The 23,057-nt window shown below is 42.4% G+C and carries 24 protein-coding genes; all 24 read right to left on the bottom strand.

Annotated elements, in window-relative coordinates:
* Positions 1-49 precede the first annotated feature (49 nt).
* A complete protein-coding gene (sucD, locus tag ACYH0L_RS07690; protein ID WP_099725875.1) occupies positions 50-952 on the bottom strand; it encodes a succinate--CoA ligase subunit alpha in 903 nt (300 codons plus the stop codon).
* Positions 953-974: 22 nt separating this feature from the next.
* Positions 975-2,135, bottom strand: a complete 1,161-nt coding sequence (gene sucC / locus ACYH0L_RS07685) for an ADP-forming succinate--CoA ligase subunit beta (RefSeq protein ID WP_024426972.1) — start codon at positions 2,133-2,135, stop codon at positions 975-977.
* Between the two features lie 176 nt (positions 2,136-2,311).
* Positions 2,312-2,587, bottom strand: coding sequence for a FlhB-like flagellar biosynthesis protein (locus tag ACYH0L_RS07680; RefSeq protein ID WP_099725876.1), 276 nt, complete (start codon positions 2,585-2,587; stop codon positions 2,312-2,314).
* Positions 2,584-4,320: a glycosyltransferase gene (locus tag ACYH0L_RS07675; protein ID WP_099725877.1), complete on the bottom strand. Its 1,737-nt coding sequence runs from the start codon at positions 4,318-4,320 to the stop codon at positions 2,584-2,586. The genes ACYH0L_RS07680 and ACYH0L_RS07675 overlap by 4 nt, the downstream gene beginning before the upstream one ends.
* A 27-nt stretch (positions 4,321-4,347) precedes the next feature.
* The gene (locus ACYH0L_RS07670; protein WP_256499556.1) at positions 4,348-5,112 is read right to left on the bottom strand and encodes a ribonuclease HII; all 765 of its coding nucleotides are present in this window, start codon (positions 5,110-5,112) and stop codon (positions 4,348-4,350) included.
* Between the two features lie 76 nt (positions 5,113-5,188).
* Entirely contained in the window at positions 5,189-6,037 is an 849-nt protein-coding gene (ylqF, locus tag ACYH0L_RS07665; RefSeq protein ID WP_099725878.1) for a ribosome biogenesis GTPase YlqF, read from the bottom strand.
* A gap of 90 nt (positions 6,038-6,127) precedes the next feature.
* Positions 6,128-6,475, bottom strand: a complete 348-nt coding sequence (rplS, locus tag ACYH0L_RS07660; protein ID WP_003212364.1) for a 50S ribosomal protein L19 — start codon at positions 6,473-6,475, stop codon at positions 6,128-6,130.
* 137 nt (positions 6,476-6,612) lie between these two features.
* Complete coding sequence (trmD, locus tag ACYH0L_RS07655) at positions 6,613-7,347, bottom strand: tRNA (guanosine(37)-N1)-methyltransferase TrmD (protein WP_099725879.1); 735 nt, start codon at positions 7,345-7,347, stop codon at positions 6,613-6,615.
* On the bottom strand, positions 7,344-7,868 hold the full coding sequence (rimM, locus tag ACYH0L_RS07650; RefSeq protein WP_256499555.1) for a ribosome maturation factor RimM: 525 nt from the start codon (positions 7,866-7,868) through the stop codon (positions 7,344-7,346). The genes trmD and rimM overlap by 4 nt, the downstream gene beginning before the upstream one ends.
* A gap of 8 nt (positions 7,869-7,876) precedes the next feature.
* A complete protein-coding gene (locus ACYH0L_RS07645; protein WP_024424191.1) occupies positions 7,877-8,263 on the bottom strand; it encodes a YlqD family protein in 387 nt (128 codons plus the stop codon).
* Positions 8,264-8,366: 103 nt separating this feature from the next.
* The gene (locus ACYH0L_RS07640) at positions 8,367-8,612 is read right to left on the bottom strand and encodes a KH domain-containing protein (protein WP_099725881.1); all 246 of its coding nucleotides are present in this window, start codon (positions 8,610-8,612) and stop codon (positions 8,367-8,369) included.
* Positions 8,612-8,884: a 30S ribosomal protein S16 gene (gene rpsP / locus ACYH0L_RS07635; RefSeq protein WP_003212139.1), complete on the bottom strand. Its 273-nt coding sequence runs from the start codon at positions 8,882-8,884 to the stop codon at positions 8,612-8,614. Before rpsP ends, ACYH0L_RS07640 begins: the two co-directional genes overlap by 1 nt.
* Positions 8,885-8,989: 105 nt before the next feature.
* The gene (gene ffh / locus ACYH0L_RS07630; RefSeq protein ID WP_230031480.1) at positions 8,990-10,330 is read right to left on the bottom strand and encodes a signal recognition particle protein; all 1,341 of its coding nucleotides are present in this window, start codon (positions 10,328-10,330) and stop codon (positions 8,990-8,992) included.
* A 13-nt stretch (positions 10,331-10,343) separates the two neighbouring features.
* Positions 10,344-10,676 (bottom strand): putative DNA-binding protein, encoded by a 333-nt coding sequence (locus ACYH0L_RS07625; protein ID WP_099725883.1) that lies wholly within the window; start codon positions 10,674-10,676, stop codon positions 10,344-10,346.
* 141 nt (positions 10,677-10,817) lie between these two features.
* Complete coding sequence (gene ftsY, locus ACYH0L_RS07620) at positions 10,818-11,804, bottom strand: signal recognition particle-docking protein FtsY (protein ID WP_099725884.1); 987 nt, start codon at positions 11,802-11,804, stop codon at positions 10,818-10,820.
* A 21-nt stretch (positions 11,805-11,825) separates the two neighbouring features.
* Complete coding sequence (gene smc / locus ACYH0L_RS07615) at positions 11,826-15,386, bottom strand: chromosome segregation protein SMC (protein ID WP_256499554.1); 3,561 nt, start codon at positions 15,384-15,386, stop codon at positions 11,826-11,828.
* Between the two features lie 105 nt (positions 15,387-15,491).
* A complete protein-coding gene (gene rnc, locus ACYH0L_RS07610) occupies positions 15,492-16,235 on the bottom strand; it encodes a ribonuclease III (RefSeq protein ID WP_034317819.1) in 744 nt (247 codons plus the stop codon).
* 183 nt (positions 16,236-16,418) lie between these two features.
* The gene (gene acpP / locus ACYH0L_RS07605) at positions 16,419-16,652 is read right to left on the bottom strand and encodes an acyl carrier protein (protein WP_003212028.1); all 234 of its coding nucleotides are present in this window, start codon (positions 16,650-16,652) and stop codon (positions 16,419-16,421) included.
* An 80-nt stretch (positions 16,653-16,732) separates the two neighbouring features.
* The gene (gene fabG / locus ACYH0L_RS07600) at positions 16,733-17,476 is read right to left on the bottom strand and encodes a 3-oxoacyl-[acyl-carrier-protein] reductase (protein WP_099725886.1); all 744 of its coding nucleotides are present in this window, start codon (positions 17,474-17,476) and stop codon (positions 16,733-16,735) included.
* Positions 17,476-18,420, bottom strand: coding sequence for an ACP S-malonyltransferase (fabD, locus tag ACYH0L_RS07595; RefSeq protein WP_230031477.1), 945 nt, complete (start codon positions 18,418-18,420; stop codon positions 17,476-17,478). Before fabD ends, fabG begins: the two co-directional genes overlap by 1 nt.
* Before the next feature lie 15 nt (positions 18,421-18,435).
* Positions 18,436-19,434 carry a phosphate acyltransferase PlsX gene (gene plsX, locus ACYH0L_RS07590; protein WP_099725888.1) on the bottom strand — a complete coding sequence of 333 codons (999 nt, stop codon included), beginning with the start codon at positions 19,432-19,434 and terminating at the stop codon, positions 18,436-18,438.
* A gap of 15 nt (positions 19,435-19,449) precedes the next feature.
* Positions 19,450-20,016, bottom strand: coding sequence for a transcription factor FapR (fapR, locus tag ACYH0L_RS07585; RefSeq protein ID WP_099725889.1), 567 nt, complete (start codon positions 20,014-20,016; stop codon positions 19,450-19,452).
* A 110-nt stretch (positions 20,017-20,126) separates the two neighbouring features.
* Positions 20,127-22,175, bottom strand: a complete 2,049-nt coding sequence (gene recG / locus ACYH0L_RS07580; protein WP_256499553.1) for an ATP-dependent DNA helicase RecG — start codon at positions 22,173-22,175, stop codon at positions 20,127-20,129.
* Positions 22,153-23,055, bottom strand: coding sequence for an L-serine ammonia-lyase, iron-sulfur-dependent, subunit alpha (gene sdaAA, locus ACYH0L_RS07575; RefSeq protein ID WP_099726000.1), 903 nt, complete (start codon positions 23,053-23,055; stop codon positions 22,153-22,155). The genes recG and sdaAA overlap by 23 nt, the downstream gene beginning before the upstream one ends.
* Positions 23,056-23,057: the final 2 nt, after the last annotated feature.

Here is a 23,057-nt window from a genome sequence, read left to right as displayed (position 1 = left end):
TTAAGATAGAAAGAAGAAGACTTGTCAAAGAACAAGTCTTCTTGTGTCATTAATGCGTTTTACAAGCTTCGAAGAGATTCTTCTCTTTTAGCACTTTAATCAAGGTTTCTCCCATGACAGATGGTGTCTCTGCCACTTCAATTCCACATTCACGCATTGTTTTTACTTTTTCATCAGCTGTTCCTTTACCACCAGAAATAATGGCACCAGCATGTCCCATGCGTTTTCCTGGAGGTGCCGTTTTACCGCCAATAAAGCCAACAACTGGCTTTGTCATATTTGCTTTTACCCATTCAGCTGCTTCTTCTTCGGCCGTACCGCCGATTTCACCGATCATAATGACAGCGTGTGTATCAGGATCTTCATTAAAGGCTTTTAATACATCAATAAAGTTCGTTCCATTTACGGGGTCTCCGCCGATTCCTACAGCTGTCGATTGACCTACGCCAGCCTCTGAAAGCTGATGTACCGCTTCATATGTAAGCGTTCCAGAACGAGAAACAACTCCAACATGACCTTTTTTATGAATGTAGCCAGGCATGATGCCAATCTTACATTCTTCAGGTGTAATCACACCAGGGCAGTTTGGTCCAACAAGTCTTGTCTTCTTACCTTCCATATACCGTTTCACTTTGACCATATCAAGTACTGGAATATGTTCAGTAATACAAATGACTAGATCCACGTCTGCATCAACTGCCTCTAAAATGGCATCTGCTGCAAATGGTGCTGGTACATAGATAACAGAAGCGTTTGCTCCAGTTGTTTGTACGGCTTCAGATACAGTATTAAATACAGGAACTCCTTCTACTTCAGTTCCACCTTTTCCAGGTGTGACACCGCCAACAATATTTGTTCCGTACTCAATCATTTGTTTAGTATGGAACAATGCGGTTGAACCGGTAATTCCCTGAACAATTACTCTCGTATTTTTATCAATAAATACACTCATTTAGGTTCCCTGCCTTTCTGCTCTACTTGACTAAAGATACAATCTTTTCTGCCCCGTCAGCCATAGACTCAGCAGAAGTGATATTTAAGCCTGAATCACTCAGAATTTTCTTCCCTAATTCAACGTTTGTTCCTTCAAGACGCACAACGAGTGGTAATGTTAAGCCGACTTGTTTCGTCGCTTCAACGACACCTTCTGCAATGACATCACATTTCATGATGCCGCCAAAAATGTTCACGAAAATCCCTTTTACATTTTGATCAGATAAGATGATTTTAAATGCTTCCGTTACTTTTTCAGCCGTTGCACCGCCGCCAACATCTAGGAAGTTTGCAGGGTCCCCCCCGTAATGCTTGATGATATCCATTGTAGACATCGCAAGACCTGCTCCATTGACCATACAGCCAATATTTCCGTCTAGGGAAATATAGCTTAGATCATATTTAGAAGCTTCAATTTCCTTTGGGTCCTCTTCATCAAGGTCACGGTATTCTAATATATCTTTTTGTCTATATAAGGCATTGCTATCAAAGTTTAATTTCGCATCAAGTGCCATGACTTTTCCATCGCCTGTTACAACAAGTGGATTAATCTCAGCAATTGAACAATCTTTTTCAATAAACGCGTTGTAAAGGCTAGTCATAAATTTAACAGCTTGGCCAACTAATTTTGTTGGAATATTAATTTTAAACGCTACTTCTCTTGCCTGATAGCCTTGCAAGCCAATCGCTGGGTCGATGACCACTTTGACGATTTTCTCTGGCGTTTTTTCTGCTACTTCTTCAATTTCAGTACCGCCTTCTTCAGAAGCCATCAATACAATTCTTGATGTCGCTCTGTCCAAAACAAGTCCAACATAGTACTCCTTTTGAATATCGCAGCCTTCTTCAATAAGTAAGCGTTTTATTTCGCGCCCTTCAGGCCCAGTTTGATGTGTGACAAGTGTTTTGCCGAGCAATTCCTCTGCAAACCCTTTCACTTCATCTTTTGTTTTTGCAATTTTTACCCCGCCTGCTTTACCACGGCCGCCTGCATGAATCTGTGCTTTTACGACATATACAGAGCTTCCTAGCTCTTCTGATGCTTTCACTGCTTCATCAGGTGTAAATGCTACTTTACCATTTGGAACTGAAACCCCATATTTTCTTAGGATTTCTTTTCCTTGGTACTCATGGATATTCATTTCCCATCCTCCCAACATATGTAGAAACAAAAATTATAAAATAGACTGCGCTTTCATTTTAAAGAATAAAAAAGAGAATGTCTAGGGTTCTATGTAAAATCGTAAAATCCTTCTAAACATTCAAACTTTTATTTTATTAAAAATATAAATTTTTCATCCAAATCACTTATTTTACCTTATTTTTTCATTTTTTGATCTAACCTATAGATAAACGAAAATATTTCTGCTACAGTATCGTATAATGCTTCAGGTATTTCTTCATCAAGCGTTAAATGGCGCATGAGTTCTACTAAATTAGGGTCTTCTTGGATGGGAACTCCTGATTTCTTTGCTTCTTCAATAATATGATCTGCCACATAGCCGCTTCCTGTTGCGATGACTTTTGGCGCCTTTTGTTTTTCTTCATCGTAATGTAGAGCGACCGCTCTTCTAAGCGGTTTTGAATCCTTCATACTCGTAAGTCCAGCCCTTTCTCGCTGATTTTATGAAAGTGTTCATCTAGAAAATGAGACGGATCTATTTGTTCTTGCCTCTTCTTTGCTGTAATACCCGTTAAACTATATCCTAAGGCATTTAAATTCTCTCGAACAGCTGGAATCATCGGATTAATTGTTCCTTGCAGTTCATGGGCTGTCTCAATTGTAATCGCCATGACCTTTTGCTGAATCGTACAGTCTATTAATGTTTCTTCAAGATTTTCCATGTTTAAGTAAAACATGAGGCGGCACTGAGAAATATCAATAGAACCATCTTTTTTCTTATGTCCTTTTAAAATAAACGTTAAATCTTGAACACTATGCTTTGAGAAAAGAGGATAGGAGACCATCATCTGACTGACGGTTTGGTTTTCCTGCTGCACGAATAACTGGCCATTCAATCTATGAAACAATTGATCCGCTTCTTTTTTAACGTGCTCCGGTAAATCCGCCTGCCTCACATCATTTAAGACGAGCTTTAGTTGATGAAGCTCCTGACTTTTTACATCCTGGCTGCCTTTTTCCAGTAGTTTCAGCATACCGATTTCATCACGTACACCTATCGCCTTTTTCATCGTCGTAAGTAAATCGAGCACATCGGTTTTATTGCTTAATGTTGGTTCAGTCTGCTGAATGACCTGAGCCAATGCATTCGCCTCTGTTTTTGAAAGGAACGGAAATTCTTTTAGAAGCACGGATGCCTTTGCGTCAGGCTGAGATCCTGCCTGCTGGAGCCCTTGAAGCAGTGATGTGAACGGTTTTAAGTCGGGCTGCTGCTGTCCGTCTGCACCTTGCTTTGTCATGCTTGTCAGTATGCGCTCTATTTGCTGAATCGGGATAGGCAGCTGCTTTGGACTTATCAACTGCTGCGCGTTAGGCTGATTGATTGAAACTGTCTGACGCCCTTGGACGATTGAAGCTTGGCTATTCTCTGTTTGCTGAGACGGATTGAAATGAGATGGCACTGTCATACTGCCTCCCTGCTTCACTTGGCCTTCTTTCGCTGTTAGAAGGACCGATAAGAGCTTTTCTGCATGAACAGTAGTCTCAGCATCTATGACTGACCGAACGGCTTGTGTAAGGGCCTGTGTGGCATCTGATTGCTTCGGCAGCTGTGTTAAACGATCTAGCAGCGCTTTTATATCCTGATGAAGAGCAGAAGATGATTTCACTGCTAATATCGATTGGAGAACCCCTTGCTGAATCGGTAAATCTTTCTTCAAAGCAAACAGGAGTGCCTGCAGCCCTTTTTTGACATCGGCTCCTTGAAACTGTTCGATCCATTTCACTGCCGTTTTTAACTCGGCTTCATTGATGACCGATTTTTCTTTTAAAAAGGCTGTAGCCGTTAATATGTTTTCAATCCCATTTTTAAGTGACAGGCCTTCTAATAGTTTGGCTGCTGCATCCTTTAACGTCTTGGGATCTTGATCAAATTGTTGAACGGGCCTTAGTTTATTGAGACTGCCTCCACCCTCTTGTTCAAATTGGAACCAATAGAATGCATCCGCTTTTAGCTGAGCTGCTAGCTGCGCTTTTATTTTGGTCGAGCCTATTTGAACAAGCGCTGTATCATCTCCAAGCATTTTAAGTACTTTTCCGAGAATCAGCCGGTGCACATTTTCCTTTCCTTCGGTGTTTAATGGAACAGATTCTGCCGTATTTAACCGGCTATTCAGTGCTGTATGTATGTCTTCCACTCTTGTCATCACAGGCAGCCTCCTTATGTCAAAAATTTATGAAATGACGGATTTCACTGGTGCAAACGATAATCGATGGATGGGGGTGGCACCGTGTTTTTGAATGGCAGCCAGGTGCTCTTTCGTTCCGTACCCTTTATGTTTTTCAAACTGGTACTCAGGGTATTGACGTCCATACTCCTCCATCATCTGATCCCTTGTCACTTTCGCAATACATGCACCAGCTGCGATGGATGCACTTTTTGCATCTCCTTTGATGATATTCTCCTGGTGAGTAGGAAGCGGGAGTGTCATTGCATCTATGAGTAGATAATCAGGTGTATGAGTTAACTGCTCCACAGCTCTCACCATCGCCAGTCTTGATGCTTCGTAAATATTGATTTCATCAATCGTAGCCGCATCAACAATGCCGATTCCGATATCGAGTGCTTTTTCTTGAATCAAATCATAATAAGCCAATCTTTTTTTCTCAGATAGTTGCTTTGAGTCGTTTAAACCGAGCAGGACTGTTTCTTCTTTTAATATGACAGCTGCTGCGACAACTGGGCCTGCCAGCGGGCCTCTTCCTGCTTCATCTATACCTGCAATACACGTGTATCCTTGCGCCTTTGCTTGGTTTTCAAATTGCATCATTTGATTCCATGCTGCACGAAGTTCTTGCTGCTTTTCTCTCTCTTTGTGCCACTTTTCTATAAGCTTTTGGACACTTTTTCTTGTATCATCTTTTACAAGCTCACGAATGTATGACTCGTCGTGCGAATGCTTTTCTATCAGTTCTTTTATTTGTTTCACAGTGTACATAGGCTCTTTCGCAGCCTCCTTCTTTATATCGGCAGTTTTTCACAAAAAATAAAGACCCGCATGAGCTGCGTGTCTTTTAGCTTTCAGGCTTCTCAAAAGTGAGGGGACCAAATTTTTCAGTTCGAATATCCCGAATAATGATTTCGGTGGTTTTGTCGTAATTAATGAATCCTCCGCTCATCAGACAGCCGCGCTTTGTGCCAATTGCATCAAACAGCTCAACCGTATCTTCAGGTATATCTGCGAGGTCATAGCGTTTTTTTAATCGCTCTGGGTAGTTCTCTTCTAGAAAACGCAGTGCATACACGGCGACATCCTGTAAGTTGATGATTGAATCTTTGATCGCTCCAGTAACCGCCAGCCTGAGTCCTACTTGCTCATCTTCAAATTTTGGCCAGAGGATTCCAGGGGTATCGAGCAGTTCAAGTTCTTTCCCTACCTTCACCCATTGCTGTGATGTGGTAATACCAGGCCTGTCTCCTGTTTTGGCGATGTTCTTTTTTGCTAAACGATTGATCAAGGTCGATTTCCCGACATTGGGAATCCCGATAATCAGCGCTCGAATCGCACGCGGCTTGACGCCTTTTGCTTTCATGCGGTCGAATTTTTCTTTTAAGATTTCTTTTGAAGTCGTGATGATCTGATTTAACCCTTGTCCATCGACAGAGTTAATGGCAAGTGACCGAACGCCTTGCTGCTCAAAATACGCCTGCCACTCCTTTGTCATACGAGGATCTGCTTTATCTGCTTTGTTTAAGAGCATGATTTTAGGTTTATTTTGAAGGATTTCTTCGATCATTGGGTTTCTAGAGGACATCGGGATTCTTGCATCCGTTAATTCAAATACAATGTCGATGAGCTTTAATTTTTCTGTGACTTCACGTCTTGCTTTTGCCATATGGCCTGGAAACCATTGAATCGTCATAGGTGCACCTTCTCTCTTCTATTAGTTGTCTATATACATTGTACAAAAAAAGAGCCTGTTACGGGTAACAAGCTCTTTCCTTTGATATCATTATCGTCTGATTTCTTTGATACGAGCCGCTTTACCGCGAAGTTCACGTAGGTAGTAAAGTTTCGCACGACGTACCTTACCGTGACGTACAACTTCGATGTTAGCGATTTTTGGTGTGTGTACAGGGAATGTACGCTCAACGCCTACACCGTAAGAAATCTTACGAACTGTGAAAGTTTCGCTGATTCCACCACCACGACGCTTAATTACAACACCTTCAAAGATCTGGATACGCTCACGAGTACCCTCGACAACTTTAACGTGTACACGTAAAGTGTCACCAGGACGGAACGCTGGAAGATCAGTGCGTAATTGTTCTTTTGTGATTTCTTCAATCAAATGTTGCATCGTTTTCAACTCCTTCCAACAGATGCTCATGTCCTCTTTCTTCATTGCAGCGGAACATCGTTTTCAAACTTGAATCGGCAAGCCGTCCAAGTCACAAGTAGTATCATACCATACCTCTATGCCCTGTGCAATACAATCTAGTCATTATGAAGCTGCCAAAGCCATCTTTTTTCTTCATCCGTTAAAGTTTTGCATGAATCAATCAAATCTGGCCGTCTTGTATAGGTTCGCTTCAAGGATTCTTTGCGCCGCCACTCTTCAATTTTGGCATGATTTCCAGAGAGGAGCACATCCGGCACTTTTAGTCCTTTATAATCGGCTGGTCTTGTATAGTGCGGGTGCTCAAGCAGACCTGTACTAAATGAATCTTCGATGTGAGACGCTTCTTTTCCAAGCACATGAGGCAAAAGCCTGACCACACTGTCTGCAATCATCATCGCCGGCAGCTCTCCGCCTGTGAGAACGAAATCTCCAATTGAAATTTCATCTGTGACAAGATGCTCCCTGATGCGCTCATCGTAGCCTTCATAGTGGCCGCAAATGAACATAAGATGCTCTTCTTTTGCAAGCTCTTCTGCCTTCTTTTGTGTGTATCTTTCCCCTTGAGGACAGACAAGAATGATTCGGGGCTTCTTGCTTGCTTTATTCGTCAAATCTTCTACCGCATCAAATACAGGCTGTGCTTTCAGTACCATACCAGCACCGCCGCCATACGGATAGTCATCCACTGTTTTATGCTTATGATCCGAATACTCTCTAAAATTGACGACATGAAATGAGACAGCTTCTTTTTCCTGTGCTTTTTTTAAGATTGATGAGTGTAGCACTCCTTCGAACATTTCAGGAAAAAGCGTTAAAAAGTCAATTTTCATTCGTCAATGAGTCCTTCCATCGCTTCAATGTGTACTGTTTTGGATGAGATATCGATCTTTTTGACGACAGGTGGAATATAAGGTATAAGGGCATCCTTTTTTCCTTTTCTTTCAACGACCCAGACATCATTTGCCCCCGGCGTTAAAATCTCTTTGATGTGGCCGATGAGTTTGTCCTTTTCATCGTATACTTCACAGCCAATGATTTGATGGAAATAAAACTCTCCTTCATCTAATGAAACGAGATGTTCTTTTTCTACTTTTAAAATTGATTCTTTCAATTGCTCTGCTTCATTTAAAGAGCCTATTTCTTCAAATGTGAGCAAATCAAACTGTTTGTGCTGCCGGTGTGATGCTATAGTGACTTTCAGCGGGTCCTTTTGACCTTGCTTAAAAATATAGAGGACGCTTCCTTTTTTGTAGCGCTCTTCCGGGAAATCGGTCTTTGACACAACGCGCACTTCACCGCGCACTCCGTGTGTATTGACGATCTTTCCGACATTCAACCAATCTAGCTCCATGTTCTCAATCACCCCTGACGTATTTCAACAATGGTGCCGTCTTTGACGACAATGACATTATCTTGCATTTTGTCATCCCATTTATCACCTATTTTCACTTCAACCAGCGCATCCACTTCTGTTTCTTTCATTTCACTTCCAAGCGGCAAGATATGCAGCTGCTCTACTTGAAAATCAATTTGTCTGATTTTCTCTTGCCTTTTATCAATGGCTTTTTGAAATTGAGGGATGGCTTCTTGCTGATGTGGTTCTTTTTCATGCTTCTTTAGTTGAAAATATAGCTGATTGCATTCACGTTCTAGTCTTTCTTTTTTCTCCAAAAAAGTCGTTAACAGTTTGTCCTTACTGCTTTCAGTTAATACTTGCATCACGGTGACATGTTGAATGATCTGCATCTTCCTTTTTGTCCCCCTATCCGAAGGCATTTGTCCTCTACAGTATAACGAAAAATAGATTTAAACGTGTAAAAAAAGGGGAGGTCCTAAGCCCTCTCCCTTTTTAGTCAGCAATCTCAAGTTGAACTTTCTTAGAAGACTCTGCACCTGCTGCAAAAATGACTGTTCGTATCGCTTTTGCTGTACGCCCCTGCTTTCCGATCACTTTTCCGGTATCTTCGGCATTGACAGACAGTGTGTAAATCACCTGCTCATCTTTTTCTAATGAAGATACATGAATATCTTCTGGGAAATCAACAAGTGGCTCGACGATGGACACAATCAATTCTTCCAAGGACAGCTCATTCATTATTTGCTGTTTTTCGCATTATGAAATTTTTCAAGAATTCCTTGGCTTGAGAAAAGGTTGCGAACTGTATCAGATGGTTTCGCACCATTTTGAAGCCATTTAAGCGCTAATTCTTCGTTGATTTTCACCTCAGCTGGTGATAACACTGGGTTGTAAGTTCCAACTGTTTCAATGAAACGACCGTCACGTGGTGAACGAGAATCTGCTACAACAATACGATAGAAAGGAGATCTTTTTGATCCCATACGTTTTAAACGAATTTTTACTGCCATTTTACTAGCACCTCCGAAAATATTTCAACAAGATAGTATATTAACAATGATAAAAGGGTTTGTAAAGTGTTTTTTCTTAACAACGGTTTTATCATGTATAACCAATTACATAAATGGTAATTTAAAGCCTTTTTTCTTTCCTTTGGACATGTTGGTCATTTGCTTCATCATCTTTTTCATTTCGTCAAATTGCTTTAAAAGGCGATTGACTTCCTGTACAGATGTTCCGCTTCCTTTTGCAATCCGTTTTCTTCGGCTTGCATTAATGACCTCTGGCTGTTCTTTTTCCTCGGTCGTCATTGATTTAATAATCGCTTCGATGTGATTGAGCTGCTTTTCGTCTACTTGGACGTTTTTGAGCCCTTTCATTTTACCGGCTCCCGGCATCATTTGGATCAGCTCATCAAGTGGACCCATATTACGAACTTGGCCAAGCTGCTCGAGGAAATCATCAAGCGTAAAGCTCATGGTCCTCATTTTTTGTTCAAGTTCTTTCGCCTTATCTTGGTCAACGTTTGCCTGTGCTTTTTCAATAAGTGTGAGCACATCTCCCATGCCAAGAATTCTTGATGCCATCCGCTCCGGGTGGAATGGTTCAATCGCATCAAGCTTTTCTCCTAGTGCAGCGAATTTAATCGGCGTATTTGTGACAGCACGAATCGAAAGTGCTGCTCCGCCTCTTGTATCACCGTCTAGTTTCGTTAGAACGACACCTGTTAAGCCAAGCTGTTCATTAAAGCTTTTTGCTACATTGACAGCATCTTGACCTGTCATAGAGTCAACAACAAGGAAAATTTCTTCTGGATTTGCTACTTCTTTTACTTTCTGAAGTTCATCCATCAATTCCTCATCGATATGAAGACGTCCTGCTGTATCTAAAATGACATAATCGTGGTGTTCTTCTTTCGCTTTTTCAATTGCCTGTTTGGCAATTTCGACAGGACTTACTTGATCACCTAATGAAAACACTGGCATATCAAGCTGTTTCCCAAGGGTTTGAAGCTGCTGGATCGCTGCCGGTCTGTAAATATCTGCAGCCACCATCATCGGCTTGCGATTATGTTTTTTGCGAAGTAAATTGGCAAGTTTCCCAGTTGTGGTCGTTTTACCTGCCCCTTGAAGACCGACCATCATAATGACTGTCGGAGATTTTTTCGCCACAGCGATTTTACTCTCTTCCCCGCCCATTAATTCAGTGAGTTCTTCTTTTACAACTTTAATGACCTGTTGTCCAGGGGTAAGACTTTGCATGACCTCTTGTCCAACTGCCCGCTCGCTTACTTTTTTCACAAAGTCTTTGACTACTTTAAAATTGACGTCAGCTTCAAGAAGGGCAAGGCGTACCTCGCGCATCATTTCTTTTACATCTTGCTCTGACACTTTTCCTTTGCCGCGGATTTTTGAAATCGTCTGCTGCAGTCGGTCGGCTAATCCTTCAAATGCCATACTGTGCCGCCTCCTAATCTAATTTCTCAAGCGATTCAATTAAAGCTTCTGCTTCTTCCTTTTGCGGGGAATCTGCTACAAGCTCTCTCAGTTTATTGAGAAGTTCTTTACGCTCTTTAAATTTCTTAAACAAGAGCAGCTTTTCTTCATATTGTTCGAGCATCGCTTCAGTCCGTTTAATATTATCATAAACAGCCTGTCTTGATACTTCATATTCATCCGCAATTTCACCGAGGGAAAAATCGTCTAGGTAGTAAAGCGACATGTAGCTCTTTTGCTTTGCGGTCAACAACGATTGATAGAAGTCAAACAAGTAGTTCATTCTCGTTGTTTTTTCAAGCGTCATGGGCTCTCTCCCCTTTGTTAAGTTCATTCCCTTTACATCAACTAAGTTTACACGGTTCTCTCCTGTGTGTCAAGTTTTTATCTTGTCACTTCATGAGGCGGTGTATAAACAAAAATGCCAGCAACTTAGCCGGCATTTTTGTTAGTCTTCTTGATCAATCACGTCTGAAAATAAACCATACACATATGATTCTGCATCGAACTCTTGTAGATCGTCCACCTTTTCACCTAAACCGACAAGCTTCACTGGGATGTTCAGTTCATTTCGAATCGCAAGCACAATTCCGCCTTTTGCAGTGCCGTCAAGCTTTGTTAAGGCAATTCCTGTCACATTTGTCGCTTTAGAAAATTCCTTCGCTTGTGCCATGGCGTTTTGACCTGTTGTTGCATCAAGGGCAAGCAGTACTTCGTGCGGTGCATCTGGGACCTCGCGCTCAATGACTCTTTTGACCTTCTCCAGCTCTTTCATCAAGTTGACTTTGTTTTGAAGTCTTCCAGCTGTATCGCAGATAAGGACATCCGCATTTTTCGCTTTTGCTGACTGAACGGCATCAAAGATTACCGCTGCTGGATCAGAGCCCGCCGTCTGTTTGACGACAGGGACACCTGAACGCTCTCCCCATACTTCAAGCTGCTCAATGGCACCGGCACGGAACGTATCTCCTGCTGCTAATATGACGGATTTTCCTTCATTTTTCAGCTTGTTTGCAAGCTTACCAATGGTCGTTGTTTTCCCAACGCCGTTGACGCCCACAAATAAAATGATATTTAAACGCCCGTCTTCGATGTTCAGCGCAGAGATTTGTTCCTCTCCGCTATTGTAGATGTCAACAAGCTTTTCAGAGATGACCACCTGTACTTCACTTGGGTCTTGAATGTTTCTTAATTTTACTTCTTTTTTCAGCTCATCAATCAGTTCCATCACGGTCGTGAAACCGACATCAGCGCCGATAAGAACTTCTTCTAATTCTTCAAAAAAGTCTTCGTCGACCTTACGATAGCGAGAAATCAGTTCATTTACTTTTCCTTGGAATGAGTTTCTCGTTTTTTCAAGTCCATCTTTAAACTTTTCTGATACTGAATCGGTTTGCTGCGTAAATTTTTCTTTTAATTTCTTAAAAAAGCTCATTGGTTCATAGACCTCCTTTTATTACTGGACAAGCTCTTTCGTTTCTTCTAGTTTAACGGATACTAGTTTTGAGACGCCTGACTCCTGCATTGTGACACCGTACAGGACATCTGCTTCTTCCATTGTTCCCTTGCGGTGCGTAATGACAATGAACTGTGTTTCTTCGCTGTATTTCTTTAAATATTGCGCAAAACGGAAGACATTGGCTTCATCAAGCGCTGCTTCTACTTCATCTAACACGCAGAATGGAACAGGTCTGACTTTTAAGATGGAAAATAGTAAAGCGATCGCTGTTAATGCTCTCTCTCCGCCTGAAAGCAGGCTTAAATTTTGCAGCTTTTTCCCCGGCGGCTGCGCGACAATATCGACGCCAGAGTTGAGTAAATCGTTTGGATCGGTCAGCTTCAGGTCTGCTCTTCCCCCGCCAAATAATGCTTGGAAAACAGATTCAAAATGCCCGCGGATTTGAGAAAATGTCTCAGAGAAACGCTTCGTCATTTCTTGATCCATTTCTTCGATGACTTGGAATAACGTATTTTTCGCTTCTGTCAGATCATTTCGCTGTTCTGTTAAGAAGAGATAACGTTCATTCACGCGTTCATACTCATCAATACTGCCTAAGTTCACTGTTCCAAGCTCTTCAATGGCTAGTTTGATCAGTTTCACTCGTTTTCTTGCTTCATCTGGCGTTAATGTCAGATGGTACATTTCTTTTGCTCCTTCAAACGAAAGTGCATATTCTTCGTTCAAATAGGCGATAAGATTATCGAGCTCAACCTCCATGCGGCCAAGCTTGATCTCTTCATCTTTTAAGCTTGTGGTGAGCTGCTTGTAAAGACGTTTTTGCTCTTTGAGTTCACGTTCAGCAAATTCTAATGTTTCTGAAAGAGCCAGGCGCTGTTTACGACGCTCGGAAATGAGTGCTGTCGTTTTATTTTTATTTTCAAGCTTCTCTTTCGCAGCTTCTTCCAGCTGTTCTGCTCCGCTTGAGCTTGATGACATTTCATTTGTTAAGAGTGACAGATCTTCTTTTGTTTCAATCAGCGTCTGTTCCGCCTCTTCCAATTCAGCCATCAAGATCGAAAGCTTCTCTTGTTCATTGGCTAAGGACTGCTCTTTTTTCGCAAGCGAGATTTTCAGCTCTGTTAATTCCGCAGAAATGGTTTCTTTCGTTGAGCTTTGGGTCTGCTTACGCTTTGTTAATGTGTTGATCTCTTCATCAAGAGACGTCAGTTTCTCACCTATAGAGGCTTCAAGGGTGACCTGCTCTTTGTCTTTACTCGCAAGTTCAGAAGAGCGCTGCTGCAATTCTGCTTTTTCTTGATCATAGATCTCTAGATGAGAGTTAATATTTTTTTCTGCTACTTGCAGTTCGTATAGTTTCCCTTTGAGCTCTTGCTGCTTTTCTCGAAGCGTCTCACCGCGCTGACGCAGTTCATTTAATTGGGTTTCACTTGCTGCAATCGATTGCTTCGTTTCTTTTGTTTCTTTTTCAAGAATCGTTGTTTTTTCTTCCATTTCTACGAGCTGCTTCGTCAATGTTTCGATCTCTCGATTTCTTGAAAGAAGGGAATTGCTCTTTTTCTTCACGCCGCCCCCGGTCATTGAACCACCTGGGTTGACAACATCCCCATCAAGGGTCACGATGCGATAACGATGTCCGAGCATTTTCGCCAGTTCATTGGCGCCTTTTAAATCTCTGACAATTAGGACGGTTCCAAGCAAGTTCTGAATGACCTTTTGGTACTTTTCGTCAAAAGAAACGAGGTTACTCGCTACGCCGATAAACGCTGCATGCTGCTCAGCGGTTTGGACGTCTCTGAACTGAATGGTTCTTTCTTTGATCACGTTCATTGGCAGGAAGGTCGCACGTCCAAAGGAATGCTGCTTCAAGTAACCAATAGCCTGTCTCGCCGCTGCTTCATTTTCCGTAACCACGTGCTGCGTTGCTGCACCTAGCGCAATTTCAATCGCTGTCTCATGCTGCTGATCTGTTTGAATCAGCTCTGCAATGGCACCGTGAATACCGCCTAACCGGTCCTTTGCCTTTAAGACCTCTTTCACTCCTTGGAAAAAGCCTGAGAAGTCTTCCTGCATGGATTCAAGCATCTCTTTTTTTGAATTTGCCTGCTGAACATATTGATAGGCTTGATAAAGAGTCGTTTCTTTTTTTTCGTATTGACGTTTCATTTGCTCAAGCTTTTGTTCTGCCTCTCTAAAGCGTTTCACCTGAGTCAAAATGTCTTCTTCTAGTTCTGAAAGCTGCTGCTCAGCTTCCGTTTTCTGCTCTTTGACAGACACACGTTCTTCGATATGTTTCTGATTATTTTGCGTTAGACGCTCTAGCTGCATGGCCGCTTGGCGCTGCTGCTCTTCTAGTAATTTACGTTCATTGCGGATTGAAGCCTGTTCATTTAGCAGATCAAAATAATCGCTTTTCAGCTGTTCAATTTGACCTTCCACATCTTCACTGTGAAGTGACAGTTGATGCTGTTTTGTTTTCACTTCATCTTTTAGCTGCTGCACTTCTTTTTGCAGGCTGTCCCGTGTGATTTTCTGCTGCTGAATCTTTTCGGTTAACAGCGCCTGCTTTTTAGTTAAGCGAACAAGCGTTTCCTCCAGCTGTCCTTGGTTGGCGGCTGCATTTTTTTTTCGTTCTTTTAGAACTTCTTTTTTCCCTTCAAGCTTTTCTAATTCCTCACTTGTGAACAGAAGGACTTCTTGCAGGTCATTAATGGATTCGTCCAGCGCCTGAATTCGGTCTCTCGACTCTTCAATTTTGGCTTCTTTTGCTTGAATGTCTGTGGACTGCTTCATTTCATCTTGTTTGAACCGCTCGACAGCTTCTCCAAGTGTTGTCCATTTTTCGTGAAGTGCTTCGATATCATGAACGGTTAGGGCGATTTCTACATTTTCAAGCTCTTCTTTTTTTTGCAAATAGTCCTTTGCAATGGATGCTTGCATTCTTAATGGTTCTACTTGTTCTTCTAGTTCATGCAGAATATCTTCTACTCGGTTTAAGTTGTCCTGCGTTTCAAACAGTTTATTCTCAGCTTTTTTCTTTCTTGTTTTATATTTCAAGACACCAGCCGCTTCTTCAAAGATACTTCTTCTCTCTTCTGCCTTACTCGATAGAATTTCCTCTACCTTTCCTTGACTGATGATAGAAAAAGCTTCCTTACCAAGGCCTGAATCCATGAAAAGATCAATAATATCCTTTAAGCGGACAGATTGATTGTTTATGAGAAATTCACTTTCTCCTGAACGATACACCCTTCTTGTTACACTGACTTCGTGAAAATCGATCGGTAAAAAGTGATCTTCGTTATCTAACGTTAAAGTCACCTCTGCTAGGTTGACTCTTTTTCTTGAGTCACTTCCTGCAAAAATGATGTCTTCCATTTTTCCTCCGCGGAGACTTTTCGCCGATTGTTCTCCAAGTACCCAGCGGATGGCATCAGTAATATTACTTTTACCGCTTCCGTTAGGTCCAACAACAGCTGTGACACCTTTGACAAAGTCCACGGTCACTCGCTGTGCAAAAGATTTGAATCCTATCACGTCTAAACGTTTGAGGAACATGAGAGTGATCCTCCTTATGTATTTAAAGTACTATCATCTTACCATATGAAGAGAAAAAAGATGATGGAAAACAGAGTGAAATCCCCCTGAATAACGAGGGGGATTTTATTGGTTCATATGATGTTTCTGCAATTTAGCAAGTGCTTCCTGTGCAGCGTGCTGTTCTGCTTCTTTTTTAGAGCGGCCATTTCCAATCCCGAGCACTTCTCCTCGAAGTGATACATTTGCTTCAAATTCCCGGTTATGTGCAGGTCCCTTTTCATGCAGGATTCGGTATTCCAGCACACCTTTTCCATCACGCTGAACAAATTCTTGAAGCTGGCTTTTAAAGTCCATGACATGCGAGAAAGCTCCGTCGTTAATTTTCGGATACACATACCCTTCTAGAAATCGTTCAACAGGTTCCAGCCCTTGATCTAAATAAAGTGCCCCGATAAAGGCCTCGAATACATCTGCTAAGAGTGCGGGGCGCTTTCTGCCGCCAGTCATTTCTTCGCCTTTTCCTAAAAGAACAAGGTCTCCGAAGGACAGCTCATGTGCCAGTGACACAAGTGACGGTTCACACACGATCGCCGCTCTCAGTTTTGTTAAATCTCCCTCGCTCATCGCTGGATATTTCGCAAATAAGAATTGAGAGATGGTCAATTCTAAAACAGCATCTCCTAAAAATTCAAGTCTTTCATTATCCTCGTAAGGTTTTTTCCGGTGCTCATTCACATAAGAGGAATGTGTAAAGGCTTGATATAGAAGCTTTTCATTTTTAAACTGTACGGAAATACGCTGCTGGAATTCTCTAAATTGCTCTAGTTTTTTGCTCTGTTTCTGTTTGTCTTTATAGTGTTTTGGCATAGCAACCTCCAGGTAGGCTTAATCGCCTTTAAGGATACTGATTATATGGAGTCTCTCTTTCTACATGCAAGGAAACATTGCTCCCAGCATCTGAAAAAGGCTGACAATTGATCAGCTGAATGTGTTGAAACTAACATAAATTTTCAAAGTCCCGTCATGGAAGTAGACGGGACTTTGTTACACTTATTGCTGGCTATTTATGTAGTTCACAGCGTCACCGACTGTTGCAATTTTTTCAGCATCTTCGTCAGAAATTTCCATATCGAACTCATCTTCAAGTTCCATAACTAGCTCAACTACATCAAGGGAATCAGCGCCTAAATCTTCTTTAAATGAAGCTTCCATTTTCACGTCAGCCTCATCAACGCCAAGGCGGTCTACAATAATTTTTGATACACGCTCTAATACGTCTGCCATTGCCTTTCACCTCCCCTCAAAGTATTATAGTTGATTCGTTTTTAAAAAACTAGAGAAAACGTAACGAAATTTGATATTTCTTAGGACATGACCATTCCGCCATCCACTTGGATGGTTTGGCCTGTAATATAGCCTGCTCCTTCAGAAGCTAAAAAGACAACAACGTTGCTAATATCTTCAGGCGCACCAAAGCGTGCAAGCGGGATTTGTTTGAGCATTTCTGTCTGCACATTGTCATCAAGCTTATCTGTCATATCTGTAGAAATAAAGCCTGGTGCTACTGCATTGACTGTAATATGGCGGCTTGCCAGCTCTTTTGCTGTTGTTTTCGTTAACCCAATGACGCCAGCTTTTGCTGCAACGTAGTTTGCTTGTCCAGGGTTTCCGCATACGCCAACGACTGATGCCACATTGATGATTCTTCCGCTTCGCTGTTTCATCATTTGACGCGTCACGGCTTTTGTACAGTTAAAGACACCTTTTAAGTTTATGTTAATGACATCATCCCATTCATTTTCTTTCATTCTCATGAGCAGGTTGTCCTTTGTAATGCCAGCGTTATTCACAAGAATGTCGATTGAGCCGAATGTATCAATCGCTTGTTTCATTAATGCTTGTACTTCTTCAGCATTTGAGACATCAGCTTTGACAGCAAAAGCCTGCTTGCCAAGTGCTTTGATTTCATCCACTACTTCATTTGCTTTTGCTTCGTTTCCTGAATAATTCACGACAACATTTGCACCATTCTTCGCTAAATCGATCGCGATGGAACGGCCAATACCGCGTGATGCACCTGTTACAACGGCTGTTTTATTTGTAAGCATCAAGAATCCCCCTTCAATGTTTGAATTGCTGCTTCAATTGTTTCTTGATCTGAAACGGAAATAGTCGTCAGTCGGCGATTGACCTTTTTCACAAGACCTGAAAGCACTTTGCCAGGACCAATTTCAATAAACGTTGTCACACCTAAATCAATAAGGCGTTCCACACTTTCTTCAAAACGAACAGGCGAATACAATTGTTCAATGAGCTTTGTCTCAATCTTATCACGAGATGTCACGATGTCTGCTGTTACATTTGAAATGACCGGTGTTTTGGCATCCGCAATGTCTAGTTTTGACAGAACATCTGTGAATTTTTCAGCTGCTGGTTTCATTAAAGCTGAATGGAAAGGCCCGCTCACTTCAAGTGCAATTGCACGTTTTGCGCCTTTTTCTTTCGCTTTTTCTGATGCAAGTTCTACACCTTTTGCTGTACCAGAGATGACGATTTGTCCAGGGCAGTTTAAGTTAGCGAGTTCTACAAGATGACCGCTCTCTGTTACTTCTTTTGTTACTTCCAAAAGCGAAGCTTGATCTATTCCGAGGATCGCTGCCATTGCGCCTTCACCTGCTGGAACAGCTTCATTCATTAATTCGCCGCGTTTTCTGACGGCGTATACAGCATCTTTAAACGAAAGAGCGCCTGCTGCAACGAGGGCTGTGTATTCACCAAGACTGTGTCCTGCTGCATAATCTGCTTTGATTCCACTCTCTTCAAGTTTCTTTAAGATGGCGATACTTGTTGTTAAAAGAGCTGGCTGCGCATTATATGTCAGCGTCAGTTCTTCTGCTTCCCCTTCAAAAATCATAGAAGATAAGTCAAAACCAAGGGTCTTGTCTGCTTCTTCAAACACAGCTTTAGATGCTGATTCTTGGTCAAATAAATCTTTTCCCATGCCAATTTTTTGAGAGCCTTGGCCAGGGAATAAAAATGCAATTTTGCTCATGCTGCTCTACCTCCATTAAGACTCATTCGTGTTTTCTTTTTGGACTTCTTGATGAATGATGGCTGAAACGTCTTTTTCAACGATATCACGTGCCTGACGAATTGCATGAAAAATGGCGTTTTCATCAGAGGAGCCGTGCGCTTTAATAACAGGAGCCTTTAAACCAAATAAAGCGGCACCGCCATATTCGGAGTAATCCATTTTAGATTTCATCTGCATCAATTTAGGCTTCATCATGCCAGCTGCTATTTTTGCAGTAAAGCTGGATGTTAATGTTTCTTTCAGCATTTTAAATACGGAAAGGGCTGTGCCTTCAATCGTTTTAAGCGCAATATTTCCTGTAAAACCATCTGTGACAACGACATCGGCTACACCTTCTAATAAATCACGAGACTCCACATTTCCTACGAAATTTAAGTCTGATGCTTTTAGTAATTCGAAGGTTTTTTTCGTTAAATCATTGCCTTTTTTATCTTCTGTTCCTACATTTAAAAGTCCAACGCGCGGATTGCTCTTCGGGAAGACGCGCTCTGCGTAAATAGACCCCATCATGGCATATTGCACCAGATGTTCTGGCTTGGCATCGACATTTGCACCGACATCTAGTAATAAAAACCCGCTGCCATCAAGTGTTGGCAAAGTTGGAGCAAGTGCTGGTCTGTCAATACCATCGATTCTGCCTACGATAAACAGTCCTGCTGTCATGAGTGCTCCCGTATTTCCTGCTGAGATGCAGGCATCTGCTCTTCCTTCAGATACTTCCTGGGCCATTTTCACCATGGATGAATCCTTTTTACGTCTGACTGCACGCACTGGTTCATCTGTCGGTTCAATGACTTCTTTTGCATCTAAAATCGTGATGCGCTCGTTATTTGTTATGTATGGTTTGATTTTGCTTTCATCGCCGACAAGTGTAATGTCGACATCTGAAAATGCTGCTAAGCTTTTTTGCACACCGTCAATAATGGCTTTAGGGGCATGATCTCCCCCCATTGCATCGACTGCAATTCTCATGTTATGTGCCACCTTTTACTTTTGTTTTGAGCGATACATGACGAAGTCACCTGAGAAGACAACTTCCTCACCCACATAGCTGTTTACTTCAACTACGGTTCTGCCTTTTTCTTTATCATGCGAGGCTACTTTGGCTTTAGAGACGACTCGTTCGCCTTGTTTAACCTGCCTTGTAAATCTAATATTCGCTTTTGCTGTCAGCGCCAGCTCATCGTCAATGACGGCCACTGCCAGCGAATTTGCCTGGGCGAAGAGATGATGTCCCCTGGCAATTTGGTTTCGGCTAAATACGTGCTCTTTTCTTACTTCTAAAATCGAAATGGCTTGGTCATCAAGCTCTACATCAATCATTTCTCCAATCACTTCATCCAGCGGAAGTGACTTCACTTCATCCTCTAATGTCTTCTCGGCCACATGCTTAATTCTTTCGCGTAATTCAGGGATTGACAGCTCCAAACGATCAAGACGAACCGTTTGAATGCTTACACCGAATTTACTTGCCAATTCTTCATCAGTAATGAACGGAGTCGAGCTGATCGTTTGCTGGAGAAGCCTTTGACGTTCTTTTTTATTTAGTTTCATATGCAGACACCATCCGTACATTTATGACTAGGTACTAATAGTAGTATATAATCTCATAGATGATAAATCAATCCTTGTTTCAAAAAGACAAGAAAATTCCTCCAGCTCGATCAGCTTAATTTATCTCCGCCCAGCACACCGCTGTCCACAAGCGTTTGCCGAAGTTCTTTGTATTCAGGATCTGTCCAAAAGGCGTCCGATTGCACAAGGTCTGCTGCATCTTTTCTAGCAGTTTCAAGTGCTCTGTAGTCATGGACCATGTCTGCCACCTTAAATTCAGGCATCCCGCTTTGTTTCTTGCCAAAGAAATCGCCAGGCCCTCTTAGTTCTAAATCCTTTTCAGACAGCTCAAATCCATCGGTCGTTTCGGACATAATTCGCATTCGCTCTTTACCCGTCTCTGATTTCGGATCAGCCATTAAAATACAAAATGATTGATGCTCTCCGCGGCCGACACGTCCTCTTAGCTGGTGAAGCTGAGACAGTCCGAATCGGTCTGCATCATAAATGACCATGATGGTAGCATTCGGCACGTTAACCCCTACTTCAACGACTGTGGTCGAAACGAGAATCTGGACTTCATTTGTAGTAAAGGCTCTCATCACCTGATCTTTTTCATCACTTGCAAGCTTCCCGTGCATTAAGCCGATCGACCACTTGCCGCGATACGCCTCCGTCAGCATGCTGTGGACATCAATCGCATTTTGAACATCCAGTTTGTCTGATTCTTCAATGAGCGGACAAATAATATACGCCTGTCTTCCTTTTTTCAGCTCTTTATCCACAAAAGCAAGAATCCTCTCGAGCATGTCATGCTTGACCCAATACGTTTCGATTTGCTTTCGGCCAGCTGGTAATTCATCGATGACGGATACGTCCATTTCTCCAAATACAGTGATCGCAAGTGTTCGCGGAATAGGTGTTGCGGTCATAAACAAGACATCTGGGTCCTGCCCTTTACTTCTCAGTTTTTTCCGTTGTTCCACGCCAAACCGGTGCTGTTCATCTGTAATGACAAGACCGAGCTGCTGAAATTCGACTTCGTCTTGGATGAGAGCATGCGTGCCGACTAATATATCAATCTCGCCCTCTTTCAAACGTTCCAGCAATTCTCTGCGGCGCTTTCCTTTCACAGAGCTCGTCAGCAGGGCGATATTCAGCCCCCATTTTTCAAAGAGCTGGTACAGTGAATCTGCATGCTGTTCTGCCAAAATTTCAGTTGGCACCATCAGCGCACCTTGATAGCCGGATAAATGAGCAGCATAAAGTGCAATGGCTGCAACAGCTGTTTTCCCTGATCCAACATCTCCTTGAAGCAGCCGGTTCATTCGATAAGGGGACGCCATATCGGACATAATTTCATCAAGCACTCTTGATTGTGCCTTCGTCAGCGGAAATGGCAGGCCGTGAACAAACTCAAAGACAGCCTCTTTTGAAAACGGATGCTGGATACCTGATGTTTTTTCTCGTTCTTTCTTTCTGATCGCCTGCATCTTCAGCTGAAAAATTAAAAATTCCTCGTACACAAAGCGGCGTCTTGCTTGCTTGAGCGAGTCTCTTGTTTCAGGGAGATGAATGGTTTTTAATGCGTCTTGATAGGACATGAGTTTATAGGCCAAGGCAAGCTGCTTTGGCAGTGGATCTTCGGCTTTGTCTACATAAAGCGACAGAGCCTGTTTCACAAAGCGCCTCATCATCTTCACCGTTACATTTTCTTTGACCGAATAAACAGGTTCTATACTGCCATCTTGCTCGTGTGTCCCTTTTTTAAATTCCTGCACCATAATGGATTGACGGTTTTTATCCCATTTTCCTGTGACTGATACCGTATCACCTAAAACAAGACTTCGTTTTAAATATGGGCGATTGAAGCAAATCGCCGTAATGAGAAAACGCCCGACAAGCAGCCTGAATGTCAGCCTGCTTCGTTTCTTTCCATAATAGGTGAGAACGGGCTCACTGTGCACTTTGCCTTCAACTGTGATACGTTCGTCATGCTTCACTTCTTCTAAGTTGCGAAGCTCATAGTCATCATATCGATAAGGAAAGTAGCCGAGTAAATCGGCTACTGTATGGATTCCAAGTTCATTTAAGGTTTTTTCTGTTTCGGCTCCAATCCCTTTTAGGACTGAGATATTATCTAGCAGTTTCTGTATCACGAGATGAGGTCACACCTCCGAAAATCTTCTTTTCAAGCTCTCTTGCTGTCGGTGTTGCAGCGAGTCCGCCTTGTGCGGTCTCACGAAGAGCTGTTGGCATCGTTTGACCAATTTTATACATGGCATCAATGACTTCATCACACGGAATACGGCTCGTAATGCCGGCAAGTGCCATATCTGCTGCAATCATTGCATTAGATGCACCCATTGCGTTTCGTTTCACACATGGTACCTCGACAAGTCCTGCTACTGGATCGCAAACAAGTCCAAGCATATTTTTCAGTGTAATGGCCATCGCTTCAGCAGATTGCTGGGGCGTGCCGCCCGCCATTTCTACAATGGCTGCCGCCGCCATGCCTGATGCTGAGCCTACCTCTGCCTGACAGCCTCCTGCTGCACCGGAGATACTGGCATTATTGGCCACAACAAAACCAAATGCGCCAGAAGTGAATAGGAATCTGACCATTTGTTCCTTTGTTGGCTGTAATGTTTCTTTTACTGCAAATAACGTACCAGGTACAACACCTGCTGAACCTGCCGTAGGCGTCGCACAGATGGTCCCCATTGCTGCATTGACTTCATTCGTTGCAACTGCTTTACTGACAGCATCTAAGATCGTATGACCAGACAATGTTTTGCCTGATGCGATATATGCTTGAAGTTTGACTGCATCTCCGCCTGTTAAGCCTGATAATGATTTCACACCTTTAAGTCCGTTTTCAACCGCCTGCTCCATCACTTCTAGGTTGCGATACATCTGCGAAAATATCTCTTCACGTGACTTCCCTGTCACTTCCATTTCTTGCGCGATCATGATTTCTGAAATGGAGGTATTTCGTTCTTCTGTTAGCTGCACGAGTTCTTTGACGTTTTTAAACATCA

The sequence above is a fragment of the Bacillus sp. MC1252 genome (assembly GCF_056838025.1).
Note: the sequence above shows the minus strand (reverse complement) of the source record. Positions and strands in the feature narration are given on the sequence as shown.

Bases quoted from the DNA above. Each gene is read 5' to 3' on its own strand.
- sucC (WP_024426972.1), bottom strand. From the start codon at position 2,135: ATGAATATCCATGAGTACCAAGGAAAAGAAATCCTAAGAAAATATGGG.
- rpsP (WP_003212139.1), bottom strand. From the start codon at position 8,884: ATGGCAGTAAAAATTCGTTTAAAACGTATGGGATCAAAAAGATCTCCT.
- fapR (WP_099725889.1), bottom strand. From the start codon at position 20,016: ATGAAACTAAATAAAAAAGAACGTCAAAGGCTTCTCCAGCAAACGATC.
- sdaAA (WP_099726000.1), bottom strand. From the start codon at position 23,055: ATGTTTAAAAACGTCAAAGAACTCGTGCAGCTAACAGAAGAACGAAAT.
- fabG (WP_099725886.1), bottom strand. From the start codon at position 17,476: ATGCTTACAAATAAAACAGCCGTTGTAACAGGTGCATCACGCGGTATT.
- ACYH0L_RS07625 (WP_099725883.1), bottom strand. From the start codon at position 10,676: ATGACGCTTGAAAAAACAACGAGAATGAACTACTTGTTTGACTTCTAT.
- sucD (WP_099725875.1), bottom strand. From the start codon at position 952: ATGAGTGTATTTATTGATAAAAATACGAGAGTAATTGTTCAGGGAATT.
- plsX (WP_099725888.1), bottom strand. From the start codon at position 19,434: ATGAGAATTGCAGTCGATGCAATGGGGGGAGATCATGCCCCTAAAGCC.
- fabD (WP_230031477.1), bottom strand. From the start codon at position 18,420: ATGAGCAAAATTGCATTTTTATTCCCTGGCCAAGGCTCTCAAAAAATT.
- ftsY (WP_099725884.1), bottom strand. From the start codon at position 11,804: ATGAGCTTTTTTAAGAAATTAAAAGAAAAATTTACGCAGCAAACCGAT.
- ffh (WP_230031480.1), bottom strand. From the start codon at position 10,330: ATGGCATTTGAAGGATTAGCCGACCGACTGCAGCAGACGATTTCAAAA.
- rplS (WP_003212364.1), bottom strand. From the start codon at position 6,475: ATGCAACATTTGATTGAAGAAATCACAAAAGAACAATTACGCACTGAT.
- ACYH0L_RS07670 (WP_256499556.1), bottom strand. From the start codon at position 5,112: ATGTACACTGTGAAACAAATAAAAGAACTGATAGAAAAGCATTCGCAC.
- trmD (WP_099725879.1), bottom strand. From the start codon at position 7,347: ATGAAAATTGACTTTTTAACGCTTTTTCCTGAAATGTTCGAAGGAGTG.
- smc (WP_256499554.1), bottom strand. From the start codon at position 15,386: ATGTTCCTCAAACGTTTAGACGTGATAGGATTCAAATCTTTTGCACAG.
- ylqF (WP_099725878.1), bottom strand. From the start codon at position 6,037: ATGACGATTCAATGGTTTCCAGGCCATATGGCAAAAGCAAGACGTGAA.
- ACYH0L_RS07680 (WP_099725876.1), bottom strand. From the start codon at position 2,587: ATGAAGGATTCAAAACCGCTTAGAAGAGCGGTCGCTCTACATTACGAT.
- ACYH0L_RS07640 (WP_099725881.1), bottom strand. From the start codon at position 8,612: ATGAATGAGCTGTCCTTGGAAGAATTGATTGTGTCCATCGTCGAGCCA.
- ACYH0L_RS07675 (WP_099725877.1), bottom strand. From the start codon at position 4,320: ATGACAAGAGTGGAAGACATACATACAGCACTGAATAGCCGGTTAAAT.
- ACYH0L_RS07645 (WP_024424191.1), bottom strand. From the start codon at position 8,263: ATGCAGATCATTCAACATGTCACCGTGATGCAAGTATTAACTGAAAGC.
- rnc (WP_034317819.1), bottom strand. From the start codon at position 16,235: ATGCCAAAACACTATAAAGACAAACAGAAACAGAGCAAAAAACTAGAG.
- acpP (WP_003212028.1), bottom strand. From the start codon at position 16,652: ATGGCAGACGTATTAGAGCGTGTATCAAAAATTATTGTAGACCGCCTT.
- rimM (WP_256499555.1), bottom strand. From the start codon at position 7,868: ATGGAGCTAGATTGGTTGAATGTCGGAAAGATCGTCAATACACACGGA.